Source organism: Marivita sp. (genome assembly GCF_022763305.1).
In the GTDB taxonomy this organism is placed as follows: Bacteria; Pseudomonadota; Alphaproteobacteria; order Rhodobacterales; family Rhodobacteraceae; genus Marivita.
The window spans coordinates 1-16,662 of the sequence record NZ_JALEGT010000019.1 but is presented as its reverse complement, the minus strand read 5'-3'; the positions used below and the strand labels follow the sequence as shown (position 1 = coordinate 16,662).

The following is a 16,662-nucleotide window of genomic DNA, read 5'->3' as shown; positions in this document are numbered from 1 at the left end:
GGACGCTATTGCGCACTGCCGGAAATGGGAAGGGGAAAGACGGCCCTTTTCCCCGTGATCGCAAGGCGTCAGTTCTGCCCGAGAATGTCGCGCAACAATTGGTTCAGTGCATTCTCGAGCGCATTGCCGCCCTGGCGCTGTTGCTGTTGGGGGGCGGGGGACTGCTGTTGCGGCTCGGCCACCTGGCGTGGCGGGGTCGGCTCGATCATCGGCAAGGGGCGCACGGGCAACCCATCATGTACGCGCACCATCGCCTCATGCCAGATCTCGGCCGGAAGGCCGCTCCCGGTGACACCGGCCAGAGGCGTATTGTCGTCATAGCCCATCCAGACCCCCGCGACGTAATCCGCGGTGAAGCCGATGAACCATGCATCCCGCGCTTCCTGCGATGTGCCCGTCTTGCCAGCAACCTGCCTGTCAGGCAGCTTTGCCCGCCGCCCGGTGCCCTGAGTGATGACCTTCTCCATCATCCAGACCAATTGCCGCGCCGCTTCTTCGTTGATTACGCGTTCCCCGATGCCGCCGCCCGATCCCATCAGAGGCTGCTCCTCACCCACCAGCCGCAATTCCTTGAGGCCATAGGGTGTCACGGACGACCCCCCGTTCAGGATGCCGGCATAGGCCCCTGTCATTTCCAGCAGCGAGGCTTCCGAGGCGCCCAGGGCCAGCGCGGGTGTATCCGTCAGGGAACTCTGGATGCCGAAATCCTCCGACACTTTGCGCACGAGATCGCGGCCCACGGATTCCGATACCTTGACTGCGGGGATGTTCAGGCTCTTGGCGAGCGCTTCGGTCAGCGTCACCGAACCATAGTGATTGCCCGAATAATTCTCGGGGCACCAACGGCCCGATCCGGGAATGTTCATGCAGAAGGGTTCATCCGTCACCCGGTCATAGGGGCTGTAGCCCAACTCCAGCGCAGTGGCATAGACAAACGGTTTGAAGGCCGATCCGGTCTGGCGCTTGGCCTGTGTGGCGCGGTTGAACACGCCCGAAACGTTGGTCTGTCGGCCACCCACCATGCCGCGTACCGCGCCATCGGCGGACATGACGACAATCGCCGCCTGCGCCTTGGACCCTTCGCGGACCTTGGTCGCGAAAACCGTCTTGATCGCATCTTCCGCCGCTTTCTGGATGCGCTGGTCCAGTGTCGTGGAAATCACCACATCCTCGGTCGTGTCGCGGGTGAAAAAGTCTGGTCCGGACTGCATGACCCAGTCTGCGAAATAGCCGCCCGTCTGGGTCTGGGCCTTGTCGGACAAGGTAGCGGGGTTGGCCTGCGCGGCCTGCATCTCGGCATCCGTCAGGTAGCCCTGCTCGTTCATGAGCCTCAGCACCGTAGCCGCGCGCGCCTGCGAGCGTTCGAGGTTCGATGTGGGCGCAAGGCTGGACGGGGCCGTCAGCAGACCGGCGATCATCGCGCTTTCCTGCGGGGTCAGCGCCGAGGCCGGTTTGGAGAAATATCGCTCTGCCGCCGCTGCCGCGCCGTAGGCACCGCCGCCCATATAGGCACGGTTCAGGTAGATCGAGAGGATCTCGTCCTTGGTGTACTTGATCTCCATCGCAAGTGCATAAACCGCTTCCTTTGCCTTGCGATAAAGCGAACCGCGTCGGCAATCCGCCACATACTCGGCCTCGTTCTTCCAGCTGTTGGGGTCATAGGTCACGCCCAGACACAGCAGTTTTGCGGTCTGCTGCGTGATCGTGGACCCGCCATGCCCGGACAGCGGCCCGCGCCCTTCGGACAGGTTGATCCGCACCGCCGAGGCGATGCCGCGCGGAGAAATCCCCAGATGGCTGTAAAAGCGCCGGTCCTCGGTGGCGATGACCGCGTTCTTCAGATGCGGCGACACAGTGTCGGTCGTGACCACCCCGCCGAACTGATCGCCGCGCCAGGCAAAGGCCACGCCGTCGCGGTCCAGAAGCTGCACCGAGCCGCGCGCGCGCCCATCCAGAGCGTCGGAAACTTCCGGCAGGGTGGTGTACTCATAGGCGACGAACCCGGCAATGATCAGCGCCGCGACAATCCCGGCCCGTATGAAAAGCCGAAAGAAGAACCGGAAGACCCAGCTGACGATCCCGGTAAAAAAGCCGATGATCCCGCCACGTTTGGCCTTTGTTCGCGTCGGTTTGCGCTTGGCCGGGGCGGCCTTGCGTGGCTTGGACGCCTTCGTTTGCGTCTTGGGATATCGCCGGTCCGCGACCAGACGGTTCTTCCCGCGTCGTGAATCAGTCATGGCGCCCGCCTGTGTTGCTGCTCTTTTTTATCAATTTAGTGGCTTTCACAGTCGATGTGGACTGGTCAAGAACCCGTTACTTGGTTTTTTAATTGATCAAAAAATAAGCAAATGAATATAATTGTGCAAAATTTGTGCAACTTGATGGGCTCTGACCCGTCCGGCTTGGTGCCAAACCTTCCCTTACCATCCTGCCTGCCTCTTTTCTGCGCATGCAAACACGATCGACCTGCAAGGGAAAGGGACCAAGGTGAAGTTCATCATAGCGACAATCAAGCCATTCAAGCTTGAAGAAGTCCGCGAGGCGCTCACAGACATTGGCGTCCGCGGCATGATGGTAACAGAGATCAAGGGGTTCGGCTCTCAGTCGGGCCACACCGAGATTTACCGTGGCGCGGAATACGCGGTGAACTTCGTGCCGAAAATCAAACTGGAAATCGTGGTCGCAGCCGACATGGCCGATCAGGTGATCGAAACCATCACCAAGACGGCCCGCACCGGCAAGATCGGTGACGGCAAGATCTTCGTGCTCGATGCGCAGCAGGCCATCCGCGTGCGCACCGGCGAAACCAATGGGGATGCGCTCTGAACCGGCGCTGTGACAGAGATTAGGGGACACATACAGATGAAACTACTCAAGACACTCCTGCCCGCTGCCGCGCTCGCTGCGCTGCCGGTCATGGGCCTGGCTCAAGAAGCCGCCGCACCGACCATGGACGAGGTCGGCCCGTATATCTTCACAACGCTGCTGTTCCTCATGGCAGGTTTCCTGGTGTTCTTCATGGCAGCAGGCTTTGCCATGCTCGAAGCGGGCCTTGTCCGGTCCAAGAACGTGGCCATGCAGCTCACCAAGAACATCGCGCTCTTCTCGATCGCGGCGATCATGTATTGGCTCGTCGGGTTCAACACCATGTATCCGGGCGACTTCAACGGCTACTTCGCGCTCGGCGGTCAAACCGTGCTCGACCCGGTGGGCGTAGCCGCTGCTGACGCAGCTCTGGATTATGCGTCGGTCGGCTCCGACTTCTTCTTCCAGCTGGTGTTCGTTGCCGCAACCGCGTCGATCGTGTCCGGTGCAGTGGCCGAACGCATCAAATTGTGGCCCTTCCTGATCTTCGTGGTTGTCCTGACCGGCATCATGTACCCGATCTCCGGCTCTTGGCAGTGGGGTGGCGGCTGGTTGTCCGAAATGGGCTTCTCCGACTTCGCTGGCTCGACCGTCGTGCACTCGGTCGGTGGCTGGGCAGCGCTCGCTGGTGTTCTGGTCCTTGGTCCGCGCATCGGCAAGTATAAAGACGGCCGTGTGAACCCGATCCCGGGCTCCAACCTGGCGCTCGCAACCCTCGGCACATTCATCCTGTGGCTCGGCTGGTTCGGCTTCAACGGTGGTTCGCAGCTTGCCATGGGCACTGTGGGTGACGTGTCCGACGTATCGCGCATCTTCGCCAACACCAACATGGCGGCTGCCGCTGGCTCCGTGACCGCGCTGATCCTGACCCAGATCCTTTACAAGAAGGTCGACCTCACCATGGTGCTCAACGGCGCGTTGGCGGGTCTCGTGTCGATCACCGCAGAACCTCTTGCTCCGACGCTCTTCGGCGCGCTCTGGATCGGTGCCGTCGGTGGTGTGATCGTTGTCTTCGCGATCCCGTTCCTCGACAAGCTCAAGATCGACGACGTGGTCGGCGCGATCCCGGTGCACCTCTTCGCAGGTATCTGGGGCACCATCGCCGTGATCTTCTACGGTGAAGCAAGCCTGATGACCCAGCTGACCGGTATCGTTGCCTACGGCATCTTCACCTTCGTGGCCAGCTTCATCCTGTGGTACATCCTCAAGCTCACCGTCGGCATTCGCGTCAGCGAAGAAGAAGAGATCAACGGTCTCGACATGGCCGAGCTGGGCATGGAAGCCTATCCCGAATTCTCCAAAGGCTGATCTCCTCCTTCCAATCAGCCTTTCGTGACCAACTGCCCGGGCGTTCGCGCCCGGGTTTTTTGTCTTCGTTAAACTGGCGGAAGCGCATTCGCTCTCCTGCGTCTTTGGTTAATGACCGGCGCTACCCGCTGCCGATCAGAACGCCCGCTGCAAAGACAAGCGCGCCCCCAAGCACCACCTGCAAGGCCGCCCGGAAGAACGGCGTATCCATGTATTTGTTCTGGATCCAGGCAATGGCCCAGAGTTCGATGAACACGACGATGAAGGCGGTCACGGTCGCAGTCCAGAAATCGGGGATTAGATAGGGCAGGGCATGCCCAAGCCCGCCCACGGTCGTCATGATCCCGGACGCAAAGCCACGTTTCCAAGGCGATCCCCGCCCCGAAAGCTGCCCGTCATCAGACGCCGCTTCGGTAAAGCCCATCGAGATCCCCGCGCCGACCGAGGCCGCAAGCCCGACGAGGAACGTCGTCCACGTGTCCTGCGTTGCAAAGGCGGTGGCAAAGATCGGTGCCAATGTCGACACCGACCCGTCCATCAACCCGGCCAGACCTGGCTGCACCCAGGTCAACACAAACTGACGCCGCGCATTTTCCTCCTCGCCGCTGCGCGAGTCCTCGGTCAGATGCTCCTGCTCCAGCCGTTCCGCCGTGCTCTGATGCCCTGCCTCCGCCGCCGCAAGATCTCCCAACAGCTTGCGGGTGGCTGCATCGCTCGTGCGTTTGGCGGCCTCGAGATAGAAACGTTCTGCATCCCGCTCCATGGCCTCGGCTTCGGCGCGGATACGGTCAATGCCAAGGTTCTCGACCAGCCAGACGGGCCGCCGCGCGTAATATCCCGCCACATGTTCCCGCCGAATGAGCGGGATCACATCCCCGAACCTGTCACGATGCAGATCGACCAACCGCTTGCGGTGCCCATCCTCTTCCGCCGCCATCCCATCGAAGATCGCCGCCGTCGCCGGAAAGTCGAGGCGCAGACGTTCGGCATAGGACCGGTAAATCCGGGCATCATCTTCTTCCGAGGAAATCGCGAGCGCCAGAATCTCCTGCTCGGACAGATCGGAAAAGCGGCGCCGGCTTGGTGAAAACAGCATGGCGTAAGTCCTTGTCTTGTGGTCGGGCGCTGGGTGAACCACCGACGTCACGCTTGCATTCCCGGCAGCAGGCCACACATCCCTACTTGCGAGACTAAACCGACCTGTTTAGCTTTTGAACGCGACATAAGGGAAGAGAATGGCAACCGCGCAGGCACAGATCCGAAAAGGCCGGAAGTTCGACCAGGTGGTCGACGGCGCGCGCGAGATTTTCCTGCGCGACGGCTTCGAAGGGGCCAGCGTCGATGACATCGCCCGCGCCGCCGGAGTGTCCAAGGCCACGCTCTACAGCTATTTCCCCGACAAGCGCCTTCTCTTCATGGAAGTGGCCACCCGCCAATGCGAGGAACAGGCGCGCATCTCGATCGAAAAGATCGACAGCACCCGCCCACCGCAAGAGGTTCTGACCTGCGTCGCGCAGCAGTTCCTGGGGTTCATCTATTCCGAGGTGGGACAGCGCATCTTCCGCATTTGCGTCGCGGAGTCCGACCGCTTCCCGCTGCTGGGACAAGAGTTCTATCACTCCGGCCCGATGATCATGCGCGCGGCGGTTGTCGATTATCTCAAACAGGCGGCAGGTCGCGGGGAATTGCGGATCGAGGATTACGATCTCGCCGCCGATCAGTTCGCGGAACTGTGCAAGGCAGACCTCTGGCCCAAACTGATCTTCGGCATCATTCGAAATGTTGCCGATCCAGACAGGGACCGGGTGATCGACGGCGCGGTGAAGACCTTCATGGCGCGCTACGGGACAGAGACGTCTGCACTCAGAACCGCCTGATAAAGCGACTCCAGCGTATCAACGCAATGATCCATCGACGCGGCGGCGGCATCCGCCCCAGTGCGGACGGCGATATCCCGGTCGATCTGCACGATATTGCCGCTGATGAAGATGAGCGACCTTGGCGCGGCGACGCGCAGTTCGACAATCACGCGCGTCAGCGCCCGCACGCGATCCGCGCCCGAGGCCGACAAACCGATGATCGGGTACCCGCCCTCGCGCGCGATCTGGCAAAGCTCGGCTTCGCTGCGGCCCACCTGAAGGTCGATGTGCCAGCCCTTGCTGCGCAGGATATCCGTCGCCATGGTCACACCCAGCACATGCTGTTCTCCGGGGACGGTCGCGAACAGAGCCTCGCGTTGTCCGCGCAACGGCACACGGGGCATCGCCATGCGCAGATCGCGCAACATGTGCAGCATCCGTCCTGCCGCGATGGCCATGTCGCTGAAATGGATGATGTCTCGCTCCCACCACTCGCCCAGCCGCTGCGCGGCGGCGGCGATATAGGACAGGCACAGCTTTTCATGGGTGGCACCGCGTTCATGGGCCAGCGTGACAATCCGCCGGGCCTGATCCGCCGTTGGCTCAACAAGCGCGATGCAGAATGCATCCAGATCGACGTCGCTCAGATCGGCATTTGCGTTGCGCGCGATATATGACAGCCGCGCAATCACCTCCTGTGCCATGACAAGCAGCGACGCGTCCGAAAGCCGACGCTCCTGTCCATGCATGGTGTCGTCTATGGCGCGGACGATGATCGGCGTGTCTACAGTCAGCATAACAGGGCCTCCGACGCGCATGGCGCAGACTCCCCCGTTCCCCCGGATAAGAATGGCACCTTCCGAAACGCACTGCAATGCTGCCGTGAAGCCGGGCGTTCAGTCCCGCCTGCGCACCATCAGCTGATTGTTTGAGCCGCGTTTGACTTCGAGCACCTTCATGTCCGCGACCAGATCGCTCAGCTTGCGCTTGCCATACGTGCGCGTGTCGAAATCGGGATTTGCCGACACGATATGCTGGCCCAACTGGCCCAACCGATACCATTCGTCATCCTGGTCGATGGCGTCCATCGCCTTGAGGATCAGGTTCCGCGCCTCGTTCAGATTGCTCTTGGCGGCGGGTTTGACGGTCGCCGTTTCCGTATCGGCCCCGTCTTCGAGATTCTCGAGAAAGATGAACCTCTTGCAGGCGCGCCGGAATGCTTCGGGTGTCTTCTGCATGCCCATGCCATAAACCTCGAGCCCCTGTTCCCGCAGCCGCTGCGCAAGTCGGGTGAAGTCGCTGTCCGAACTCACCAGCACGAACCCGTCGAACCGCCCGGTATGCATCAAATCCATCGCGTCGATGACCAGCGCGATGTCGCTCGCGTTCTTGCCCACGGTGTTGGCGGGCTGGTGATGCGGCACGATCCCGAACTCGGCCTGCACCTTGGACCATCCCGACATCTGCTGGCTGGAAAAGTCGCCATAGCAGCGCCGCACCGAGGCCTCGCCCAGAGATGCGATCTCTTCGAACAGCGCTCGGGCATATTTCGGCGACGTGTTGTCCGCGTCGATCAGCACGGCAAGCAGCGACGGATTGTCGGTCATGAGATGGCCCTTCGTCTGGTGTGACGCCGGAGGCAGGCTCCGGCGTGTGCAGGTTACTGCCCCAGGGCGATGCCCTCGCGGCGCGGATCGGCCCCGCCGGTCAGCCCGTCGCCGATGGCAATCGCGTGCAGACCCGAATTGAGCGAGGTCACGTTGACCTCGAACCCCAACTCGCTCAGCGGGCCTTCCAGCGCGCTCATCGGCATGTCGGCTTCGATGTCGAACGTGCCGAACCGGTTGACCAGATGCGGCATCGCCACGGCCTGCTGCACGTCCATGCCCCAATCGACATGGGCGATGATCGCCTGCGCAACATATCCGATGATGCGGCTACCTCCGGGCGATCCGATCACCAAAGACGGTGCGTTATTGGTCATCACGATGGTCGGGGCCATCGACGACCGGGGCCGTTTGCCCGGCTCCAGCCGATTGGCAATGGGCCGCCCGTCCGCATGGGTGCGGAACGAGAAGTCGGTCAGTTCATTGTTGAGCAGGAACCCCCGGACGAACAGCCGCGATCCGAACCCGTTCTCGATGGTCGTCGTCATCGAAAGCGCATTGCCGTAGATGTCCACGATCGAGATATGCGAGGTCGAGGGCAGCTCGAGGCTTTCGTCAGGCGCCAAATCCATCGCGTGATCCCATTCGGGTGTGCCCGGCGTCACTTCAGGCAGCGCATCATCACCGCTCAGAAGCTGACCGCGCTCCTGCAGATAGGTCGGATCGACAAGCCCCTGCGTCGGCATCGGCACGAAATCGGTATCGGCCATGTAAAGCCCGCGATCCGCAAAGGCGAGCCGCGACGCATCCCCGATCAACCGCCACGCCTCGGCGCTGTTGGGCCCAAGTGCGGCAAGATCGTAGCCTTCCAGCATGCCAAGGATCTGCCCAACGGTTAGCGCCCCCGATGACGGCGGACCCATGCCGCAGACCTCGTAGGCGCGATAGGGGACGCAGACCGGTTGACGTTCCTTGACCTGATACAGCGCCAGATCAGCGCGCGACAGCACACCGGGATTGCCCGCCGCCGTGCGCACCGTTGCCACGATGTCGGACGCGATGGGGCCGGTGTAGAACGCCTCTGCCCCTTCGGCAGCGATCAGGCGCAGCGTGTCGGCATACTCGGCATTGACCAGCGTATCGCCTGCCGCAATCGCCGTGCCACCGGGAAAGTAGTAATCCTGCGTCGCCTTGAACCGTCCCAGCCGGTCGGCATCCCCTGCCACGAGATCGGCCAGTCGCGGCGACACGGTGAACCCGCCCTCGGCCAGCGCAATCGCCTCGGCGAACAAGCCCGCCCACTCGTAGCGCCCCCATCTGTCATGCGCGGCCTGCATCAATGCCGGAGTCCCCGGTGTCCCGACGGATCGTCCACCGACCACCGCATCGAAGAACCCCATCGGTTCACCTTCGGGCGTCTGGAACAGCGTCGGTGTCGCGGCAAGCGGTGCGGTCTCGCGCCCGTCCAGCGTGGTGACCACGCCCGAGATGGCATCATACCAGACCAGAAACGCGCCGCCCCCAAGGCCCGAGCTTTGCGGCTCCACCAGCCCGAGCACCGCCTGAACGGCCACCATCGCATCCGCCGCCGATCCACCTTCGCGCAGCACTCGTGCGCCGGCTTCGACTGCCAATGGGTTCGCCGCGGCGACCATCCAGTTCTGCGCCTCGACAGGTGTGCCCGCGTCCTTGGCGGCCAATGCGGCAACCGCCGCGTCGGACAGGGTGCCAAAGGCGGTGCCTGTCTGCGTTGCTGCCTCTGGCGCGACGGCATCCGCCGTCTGTTGCGCAAAGGCGCATGTCCCGATCAGGCTTATCGCCCCGGCAACAGCGGATGTCTTCCAACGAACCATGACCTCAACTCCTTTTTCGAAATGAAAAGCTGCGCGCGGAACGGGCCGCGCGGGATGGAAACGTAAATCCGGGTCAGGCCGGGGGCATGGCGCCCCCGGTCAAATAGCTTAGTATACGACGACCGAGCGGATGCTTTCCCCCGCATGCATCAGGTCGAAGCCTTTGTTGATGTCATCCAGAGGCATGGTGTGGGTGATCATCGGATCGATCTCGATCTTGCCCTCCATGTACCAGTCGACGATCTTGGGCACATCCGTGCGACCGCGTGCACCGCCAAAGGCCGTGCCTTTCCACGTCCGTCCGGTGACAAGCTGGAAGGGCCGCGTGCTGATTTCGGCACCGGCCGGGGCCACACCGATGATGATGCTCTCGCCCCACCCCTTGTGGGCACATTCCAACGCATCGCGCATGACCTTGACGTTGCCGGTGGCGTCAAAGGTGTAATCCGCGCCGCCCTTGGTCAGGTTCACGAGATACGGCACCAGATCGCCCTCGACCTCCTTGGGGTTGACGAAATGCGTCATCCCAAAGCGTTCCGCCATCGGCACCTTGTCAGGGTTGAGGTCCACACCGACGATCTGATCGGCACCCGCCAGACGCAGGCCCTGAATGACGTTGAGCCCGATGCCCCCCAGACCGAACACCACGGCGCGGCTGCCGATCTCGACCTTGGCCGTGTTGATCACCGCGCCGATGCCGGTGGTCACGCCACAGCCGATGTAACACACCTTGTCGAAAGGCGCGTCCTCGCGGATCTTGGCCAGCGCGATTTCCGGCAGGACCGTGTGGTTCGAAAAGGTCGAACAGCCCATGTAATGCAGGATCGGCGTCCCATCGAGCATCGAGAACCGGCTGGTGCCATCCGGCATCAGGCCCTGTCCCTGCGTGCTGCGGATCGCCTGACAGAGGTTCGTCTTGGGATGCAGGCAGTATTCGCATTCCCGGCATTCCGGGGTGTAAAGCGGGATCACGTGATCGCCCGGTTTCAGGCTGGTGACGCCTTCGCCCACCTCGACGACGACGCCCGCGCCTTCATGGCCCAGAATCGCGGGAAACAGCCCCTCGGGGTCGGCGCCGGACAGGGTGAATTCGTCGGTGTGGCAGATGCCCGTGGCCCTGATTTCGACCAGCACCTCTCCGGCGCGGGGGCCGTCAAGGTTCACATCCATGATTTCCAAAGGTTTTCCGGCCTGAACGGCAACGGCGGCACGGGTGCGCATGATGACTCTCCCTCGTTGGTTTTTCCGAAACCTTGCGGGAAAGCGTCCGGTTTGCAAGCATTGGCTTGGATATTTGAAAGGTTTCTCTATGCGATTCTACGTGATGCTTGGTGCGTGTCTGGCGCTTGTGGCCTGTCAGGAAGCTACCGTTGCGGAAAAGCCGGCCGAGTCCTGTGGGGCCGAAGAGATGGCCCACCTGATGGGCCTTCAACGGTCGCAACTGGAAAACATCGCCTTCACCCAACCGCACCGTATTCTGGGGCCGGGCGATCCGATGACGATGGATTACCGGGGCGACCGGGTCAATTTTGCACTGAATGACAGCGGCGCGGTGGTGCGCATCTACTGCGGCTGATCACGGCGCGGTGCGCTGGGATCTCGACTCGTCGGGCGTCAAGGATATATAGAACAAAAGAAGAACATGTGCTGCCACGAATCTCATGCCCAACCGTCGCATCCTGTCCATCTGGTTTCCCCGGCTGGCCGCCGAACGCCATATCCGGCGCGACCCCAATCTGGGGGAGGTGCCCTTTGCGGTGGTGCGCGATGTGGGGCAGGCGCAGGTTCTCGCCTCGCTCTCTCCGCTCGCACAGGCGTCCGGGCTTTATGAAGGCCAGCCGCTCCGCGATGCCCACGCCATGTGCGCGGACCTGCTCACCCGGCTGTCGAACCCCCATGCTGAGGCGGCGTTTCTGGGCGTGCTGCACCGTTGGGCGGGCAAGTTTTCCCCATGGGTCGCGCGCGAAGAACCCGATGCGCTGGTGGTCGATCTGACGGGATGTGCGCATCTGTTCGGTGGTGAGGAACAGCTCGCGCTTCAGGTCGAACAGGATTGTACCGATCTGGGTCTTTCGGTGCAGCTTGGCATCGCCGACACGCTCGGCGGGGCCTGGGCGCTGGCGCGGTTCGGCGGCGGGCAGGGGAGGGATCACCATCGCAACGGCGACGCCATCGACCAGGAGGCCCGCGCGACCCGCTCCCGCGCGGGCAAGCGGCGGCACTGGGAACGCGGCGGTGCGGCCCCTTCGGTCACGCTGGCCCCGGTGCAGGCGCGCGCGCGCATCGCGGCCCCCGGCAAGACCTATGACGCGCTGGCCCCGCTGCCGATTGCCGCGCTGCGGCTTGAGCAACACACGATGGCGCAACTGTCGCGCCTTGGCCTGCGCCGGGTGAAAGACCTGGTCGCGCAACCCCGCGCCGGGCTGGCCCGGCGTTTCGGGCGCGGGTTGGTGGCACGGCTCGATCAGGCGCTGGGTGCGCTGCCCGAACCCGTCAGCCCGGCCCCGCCGCCCGACCGCTTTGCCACCCGCCTGAGCCTGCCCGATCCCATCGGTCTGGAAGACGACGTGATGGCCGCCATCGACCGGATGCTGCCCCGGCTCTGCGAGGCGCTGCGCAAGAAGGGACGCGGCGCACGCACGCTCCGGTTCGAGGCGTACCGCGCCGATGGCACGATGCAGTGGATGAATGTCACGATGGCCAAGCCCTCGGACGATCCCCATCACATCCGCCCGCTGCTGCGGCTCAAGGTCGAGGATCTGGATGCGGGCTATGGCATCGACATGCTGCGGCTTGAGGCGGTGCTTCACGAACCCATCCACCTGCGCACCGCGTCAGGCCATCTCGAGGCGGCCGAGGCGGGCCGCGCGCGTATGGCGGGACCGAAGCCCGGAACGCTGGATACGTTGATCGGGCGGCTGGGCACACGGCTCGGGGTCGAGGCGATCACCCGCGTGCAGCCTGCCGACAGCCACATCCCGGACAAGACATGGATCACCGTGGCGGCCGCCTGGTCCGATCCGGTGACGGACTGGCCCCGCCCCACCAAACCGCGCCCGCTGCGGATGTGGCCGCCGGAGCCGGTGATGATCCCGGATGTGCCGCGCCTTCCTGACGTGTTTCGCTGGCGTGGCAGGGATCACAAGGTGCACAGCACCCGTGGCCCCGAACGCATTGCGCCGGAATGGTGGCTGGACGACCCCGCGTGGCGCAGTGGGCAACGCGACTATTGGGACGTGATCACCGATGAGGGGCACCGCCTTTGGCTTTTCTATGCGCATGGGGCCGCAAAATCCTCGGGATGGTTCTGCCAAGGGGCCTTTGCGTGACCTGGCGTGGCCGGGCGAAATGCTTTGACGCATTTCGGTTTTCTTCAAAGAAAAGAGCCCGCCCATCTCGGAACGTCTATGCATTAACCAAAGGTTAAAAGGCCCGATCCGGTCCTTTTGTTTCGCGCGCGAAACATTGGGTCCGGACCGGACCTGTCAGGCCTTTGCGGTCAAGGCGTTGGTTCAGCTCTGGTTCGCGCCGCGCATCTGACGGATGCTGCCCCGGATCGAGCGCCAATAGGCGGCCTCGTCCATGTTGCCGGCATCGGTGAATTCATTCTCACGCTGCGCGGCTTCCGCCTCGGCTCTGTCTCCATGAGCGCGGTAGAGCGCCCGTGCGATTTCGCTGGCTTTGACCATGTCCATGGCATGTCCTCCTGTGCCGTGCGGCGATGAGGCGTCCAACCGGACCGAATTTCTGTGCCGGGCGTGCAGCCTGCCCGACCGGCATCCGTCGGCTGGATCGAACCGGCCCCGCAGCCCCGCCTCGCGCGACGGCTGCCATCGCCTGGGACCGCAACACTACACCCGATGGCGCTTTCGATCAAACTTTGGGCCACGTTCGCTGCGAAACTCTGCTCATGGGCCACACGCAAGACGGATTTGCCACGCTGTCGGGCGGCGGTCTTCAAAACGCTTGATTTACCCGCGAGCCTGACCACATCATGAGATATGAACAGTATCACGCCGTTCCCGACACCGCTTTCGACGCCCGAACAGGTGGCTTTTCACCGGACCGAGCTCAACGTGATATTGTCGCTCTATGGGCGCATGGTGGCTGCTGGCGAATGGCGCGATTACGGGATTTCCACGCTCAAGGACATGGCCGTGTTTTCGGTCTTCCGGCGCACCGCCGAGAACCCGCTCTACCGCATCGAAAAGCATCCCAAGCTGCGCAACCGGCAGGGGCAGTACGCGGTGATCGGCATGGATGGGCAGGTGCTCAAGCGAGGGCATGATCTGCGCACGGTGCTGCGGGTGCTCGAACGCAAATTGATCCGCGCGGTCGAATAACGCCTCTCCACAAACCCGCACAGACGCGGTAATCGGCGGTCATGACGACCTTGCCTGACATCTATGCCGCGCGTGTGGCTGATGGATCGCTGACCCGCGATCCCGCGCAGGAAGCGGCGCTGCCCGAGTTCGAGCGCATCCGCACCGCGCTGGCCGAACCGGTGAAGAAGGGGCTGTTCCGCAAGGCCCCTGAGCCACCCAAGGGGCTGTATCTCTGGGGAGGGGTCGGGCGCGGCAAGTCGATGCTCATGGATCTCTTCGTCGAGAGCCTGACCGTCCCGGCGCGACGGGTGCATTTCCATGCCTTCATGCAGGAGATCCACGCGGCCATTCACAAGGCCCGGCAGGACGGCGTCGAAGACGCGATCAAGCCGGTGGCGAAATCTGTGTCGGACTCGGTGCGGTTGCTGGCCTTCGACGAAATGCAGATCACCGACATAACCGACGCGATGATCGTCGGACGGCTGTTCGAAAAGCTGTTCGCTGCGGGCGTTGTGGTGGTGACCACGTCGAACCGGGTGCCGGATGATCTTTACAAGGATGGTCTGAACCGCCAGATTTTCCTGCCCCTCATCGACATGCTCAAGACCCGCATGGTGGTGCATGAACTGGCGTCACCCACCGATTACCGGCAGGATCGGCTGGCGGGGGCGCAGGTCTATTTCACGCCGAACGATGCGGCGGCCAAGGACGAGATCAACCGCATCTGGCAGGAGCTGACCGGCGGCGAACAGCACAGTCTGACGCTGCATGTGCAGGGCCGCCAGATCGAGCTTCCGCGTTTTCACAACAGTGTGGCGCGGGCGAAGTTCTATGACCTGTGCGGACGCATGCTGGGACCGGCTGATTACCTTGCGCTGGCCGATGCGGTGCGGGTGCTGATCATCGAAGACATCCCGCGCCTGAGCCGCAGCAACTTCAACGAGGCAAAGCGCTTTGTGACACTGATTGACGCGCTTTATGAGGCGAAGGTGCGGTTGATCGTGTCGGCCGCTGCGGAACCGGAAATGCTTTATATCGAAGGTACCGGAACCTTTGAGTTCGAACGCACGGCCAGCCGTCTGCGAGAGATGCAGGCCGAGGGTTGGGGCGAGGCGTAAGGCAAAAAAAGAGGTCCCGAAGGACCTCTAAGGCTGCTCGATATATCTCGCCTGTGTTCAGGTCCTTGCTATACCTTACGTCGATGGTGGCGCGAGGGAGCGCCCGAGGGGTCTTCGAGGTCTTGGTGGTCGTTTCGTGCGGTGTTCTCGAACGCCCAGAGGCCCGAAAAAGCCAAGGTCGCAGATACTTGGGTACTCAATAACACCTGAACATCCCCCGTTCCGTGGTCACTTTGAAAGCAAGTCACGAAGTCTGGCACTGTTGTGCCATAGTGATTCGCACCGGTCAACATTTAGGTGAGGTGCGGTTGACTTTTTCCAACTGTAGCGCGAACGCCCAGATGTTGGGGTCAGGGTGTGGGCAGTTTCAGCACCATTCCGGGCTTCAGGCTGTCCGGGCTGGTGAGGATATTCGTGTTGTGCCGAAAGATCTCGGAGGACATCGTCGTGTCGCCGTAGACTTCCTTGGCAATGCTGAGCAGCGTGTCGCCGGGACGCACGAAGTAAGAGCCTGTGGTCGGTATCCGTGGGGTCGCGGTGCTGACCGGTTCGATCTGTGTGACCGGAGGCTGTGACGCTTGCGCAGGTGTGGTCTTCGCGATGCTGCGTTGGACCACGCTGTGCAGAAGGCTGCCCGGCTGACCCGGTGCCGGCGCTTCGCCGGTGGTCACGGATTTGAGGTTCGAGATCGCGCTGAACGTCATGTCGCGCATGTTGGTGGGATCATCGCCTGACCGCACCGTGGGTGCAATCGGTGGCAGCGGCGCAGGTGTCGCAGAGATGACAGGGGCAGGGGCCGCCGGGGCGGGGGGCGTCACCACGGGGGGCGTCTCCAGCGGGTCGGCGACGCGTGTGACGGTTGTGGCGGTGTCGGGTTCGAAGGTGGTCTGGGCGTGGCGCGGTGAACCCGGCTGAAACACCACGAGGACTATGGTGAGGGCAATGAAGGCAGTGCCCATGAGCGCCATCCGGATATAACCCGCACTTCTGGATGTCTGTGTCATTGTCCCACCGAGATATTCAGGCCAAGCGCGCTCCAGGTCGTGGCGCCGCCGCGGTAATACTTGATCTTGCTTGGCGGGTATCCCGCGCCCAGAAGATGCGTGATCGCATCCCGCGCTGCCGCGTCATCGGGTCCGTTGCCAAAAAGCACAAGTGTGAAGGCCCCGGCAAAACCGGGTGCAGTTTCCGGCGTGCTGACCCCAAGAGCGGACAGCAGATCATTGCGATAGGGGTTTTCGGGAAGAAAGGTTGCGACGGGCACATTCACCGCGCCAGGCACCGAGCCCGAGGAAAAGGTGCCGGGCATGCGTACATCGACCAGAAGCCCGGTGCCGGTGCTCACTGCGTTCTGCAGAAATCCGATGACTTCAAGCTCGCCCAGCGTTTCGACCCCGGCTGCGGCACTCATCGGCTGGATGCAGGACGACGGGCAGGACGGGCCGCTGCGCGTGATCGTCATCTCGACGCCATTCATGGTAAACGAGTACGCGCTCGCACCTTCGGTGATCGCCGCGGATTGGGCGATCAACGGACTGCCTGCAGCAATACCCGCTGCAAGGACGGCGCGCCGTACTGATACCATTGTGCCACCTATCGGCCTCGCTTGTGCGGGCACTGCTCTTTTTTGTCGATATACTCATGCGCCTGAATTGACCTGATGTCGTTTCAGACGATTTTGTATTTTTCTAGGGATACGACGCGGAAGTTGTCGGTTACGGTATCGC

The 16,662-nt window shown here is 62.7% G+C and carries 16 protein-coding genes; 7 read left to right on the top strand and 9 right to left on the bottom strand.

Going from position 1 to position 16,662, the window contains the following annotated elements; translation table 11 throughout:
* Positions 1-68 precede the first annotated feature (68 nt).
* Positions 69-2,237 (bottom strand): transglycosylase domain-containing protein, encoded by a 2,169-nt coding sequence (locus tag MRY75_RS03420; protein WP_292305744.1) that lies wholly within the window; start codon positions 2,235-2,237, stop codon positions 69-71.
* Positions 2,238-2,487: 250 nt separating this feature from the next.
* Between MRY75_RS03420 and MRY75_RS03415 the strand changes: the two genes are divergently transcribed.
* Together MRY75_RS03415 and MRY75_RS03410 are read left to right on the top strand one after the other, a co-directional pair.
* Entirely contained in the window at positions 2,488-2,826 is a 339-nt protein-coding gene (locus MRY75_RS03415) for a P-II family nitrogen regulator (RefSeq protein ID WP_292060931.1), read from the top strand.
* A 36-nt stretch (positions 2,827-2,862) separates the two neighbouring features.
* Positions 2,863-4,173 (top strand): ammonium transporter, encoded by a 1,311-nt coding sequence (locus tag MRY75_RS03410; protein WP_292305743.1) that lies wholly within the window; start codon positions 2,863-2,865, stop codon positions 4,171-4,173.
* Positions 4,174-4,294: 121 nt separating this feature from the next.
* Here MRY75_RS03410 and mbfA read toward each other — a convergent pair whose 3' ends face one another.
* Positions 4,295-5,269: an iron exporter MbfA gene (gene mbfA, locus MRY75_RS03405; RefSeq protein ID WP_292305742.1), complete on the bottom strand. Its 975-nt coding sequence runs from the start codon at positions 5,267-5,269 to the stop codon at positions 4,295-4,297.
* 139 nt (positions 5,270-5,408) lie between these two features.
* On the opposite strand from mbfA, the gene MRY75_RS03400 reads away from it, so the two are divergent.
* A complete protein-coding gene (locus MRY75_RS03400; RefSeq protein ID WP_292305741.1) occupies positions 5,409-6,050 on the top strand; it encodes a TetR/AcrR family transcriptional regulator in 642 nt (213 codons plus the stop codon).
* Here the strand turns inward: MRY75_RS03400 and MRY75_RS03395 are convergent.
* The 4 genes from MRY75_RS03395 to MRY75_RS03380 form a co-directional block, all read right to left on the bottom strand.
* Positions 6,014-6,829 (bottom strand): cobalamin-dependent protein, encoded by an 816-nt coding sequence (locus MRY75_RS03395; RefSeq protein WP_292305740.1) that lies wholly within the window; start codon positions 6,827-6,829, stop codon positions 6,014-6,016. The genes MRY75_RS03400 and MRY75_RS03395 overlap by 37 nt on opposite strands.
* 99 nt (positions 6,830-6,928) lie before the next feature.
* Positions 6,929-7,639, bottom strand: a complete 711-nt coding sequence (locus MRY75_RS03390; RefSeq protein ID WP_292305739.1) for an NYN domain-containing protein — start codon at positions 7,637-7,639, stop codon at positions 6,929-6,931.
* A gap of 53 nt (positions 7,640-7,692) precedes the next feature.
* Positions 7,693-9,492 (bottom strand): gamma-glutamyltransferase, encoded by a 1,800-nt coding sequence (gene ggt, locus MRY75_RS03385; protein WP_292305738.1) that lies wholly within the window; start codon positions 9,490-9,492, stop codon positions 7,693-7,695.
* 108 nt (positions 9,493-9,600) lie between these two features.
* Positions 9,601-10,713, bottom strand: coding sequence for an S-(hydroxymethyl)glutathione dehydrogenase/class III alcohol dehydrogenase (locus MRY75_RS03380; protein WP_292305737.1), 1,113 nt, complete (start codon positions 10,711-10,713; stop codon positions 9,601-9,603).
* An 88-nt stretch (positions 10,714-10,801) separates the two neighbouring features.
* Here MRY75_RS03380 and MRY75_RS03375 point away from each other — a divergent pair, with 88 nt between their 5' ends.
* Both MRY75_RS03375 and MRY75_RS03370 read left to right on the top strand, forming a co-directional pair.
* A complete protein-coding gene (locus MRY75_RS03375; protein WP_292305736.1) occupies positions 10,802-11,068 on the top strand; it encodes an I78 family peptidase inhibitor in 267 nt (88 codons plus the stop codon).
* A gap of 85 nt (positions 11,069-11,153) precedes the next feature.
* On the top strand, positions 11,154-12,821 hold the full coding sequence (locus MRY75_RS03370; RefSeq protein ID WP_292305735.1) for a DNA polymerase Y family protein: 1,668 nt from the start codon (positions 11,154-11,156) through the stop codon (positions 12,819-12,821).
* Between the two features lie 183 nt (positions 12,822-13,004).
* On the opposite strand, the gene MRY75_RS03365 is transcribed toward MRY75_RS03370, so the two are convergent.
* Positions 13,005-13,187 (bottom strand): hypothetical protein, encoded by a 183-nt coding sequence (locus MRY75_RS03365; RefSeq protein ID WP_292265432.1) that lies wholly within the window; start codon positions 13,185-13,187, stop codon positions 13,005-13,007.
* A 306-nt stretch (positions 13,188-13,493) separates the two neighbouring features.
* Between MRY75_RS03365 and MRY75_RS03360 the strand changes: the two genes are divergently transcribed.
* Both MRY75_RS03360 and zapE read left to right on the top strand, forming a co-directional pair.
* On the top strand, positions 13,494-13,835 hold the full coding sequence (locus MRY75_RS03360) for a DUF2794 domain-containing protein (protein WP_292305734.1): 342 nt from the start codon (positions 13,494-13,496) through the stop codon (positions 13,833-13,835).
* 41 nt (positions 13,836-13,876) lie between these two features.
* Complete coding sequence (gene zapE / locus MRY75_RS03355) at positions 13,877-14,935, top strand: cell division protein ZapE (RefSeq protein WP_292305733.1); 1,059 nt, start codon at positions 13,877-13,879, stop codon at positions 14,933-14,935.
* 350 nt (positions 14,936-15,285) lie between these two features.
* On the opposite strand, the gene MRY75_RS03350 is transcribed toward zapE, so the two are convergent.
* Positions 15,286-15,939, bottom strand: coding sequence for a LysM peptidoglycan-binding domain-containing protein (locus MRY75_RS03350; protein ID WP_292305732.1), 654 nt, complete (start codon positions 15,937-15,939; stop codon positions 15,286-15,288).
* A complete protein-coding gene (locus tag MRY75_RS03345; protein ID WP_292305731.1) occupies positions 15,936-16,520 on the bottom strand; it encodes a rhodanese-like domain-containing protein in 585 nt (194 codons plus the stop codon). Before MRY75_RS03345 ends, MRY75_RS03350 begins: the two co-directional genes overlap by 4 nt.
* Between the last annotated feature and the right edge of the window lie 142 nt (positions 16,521-16,662).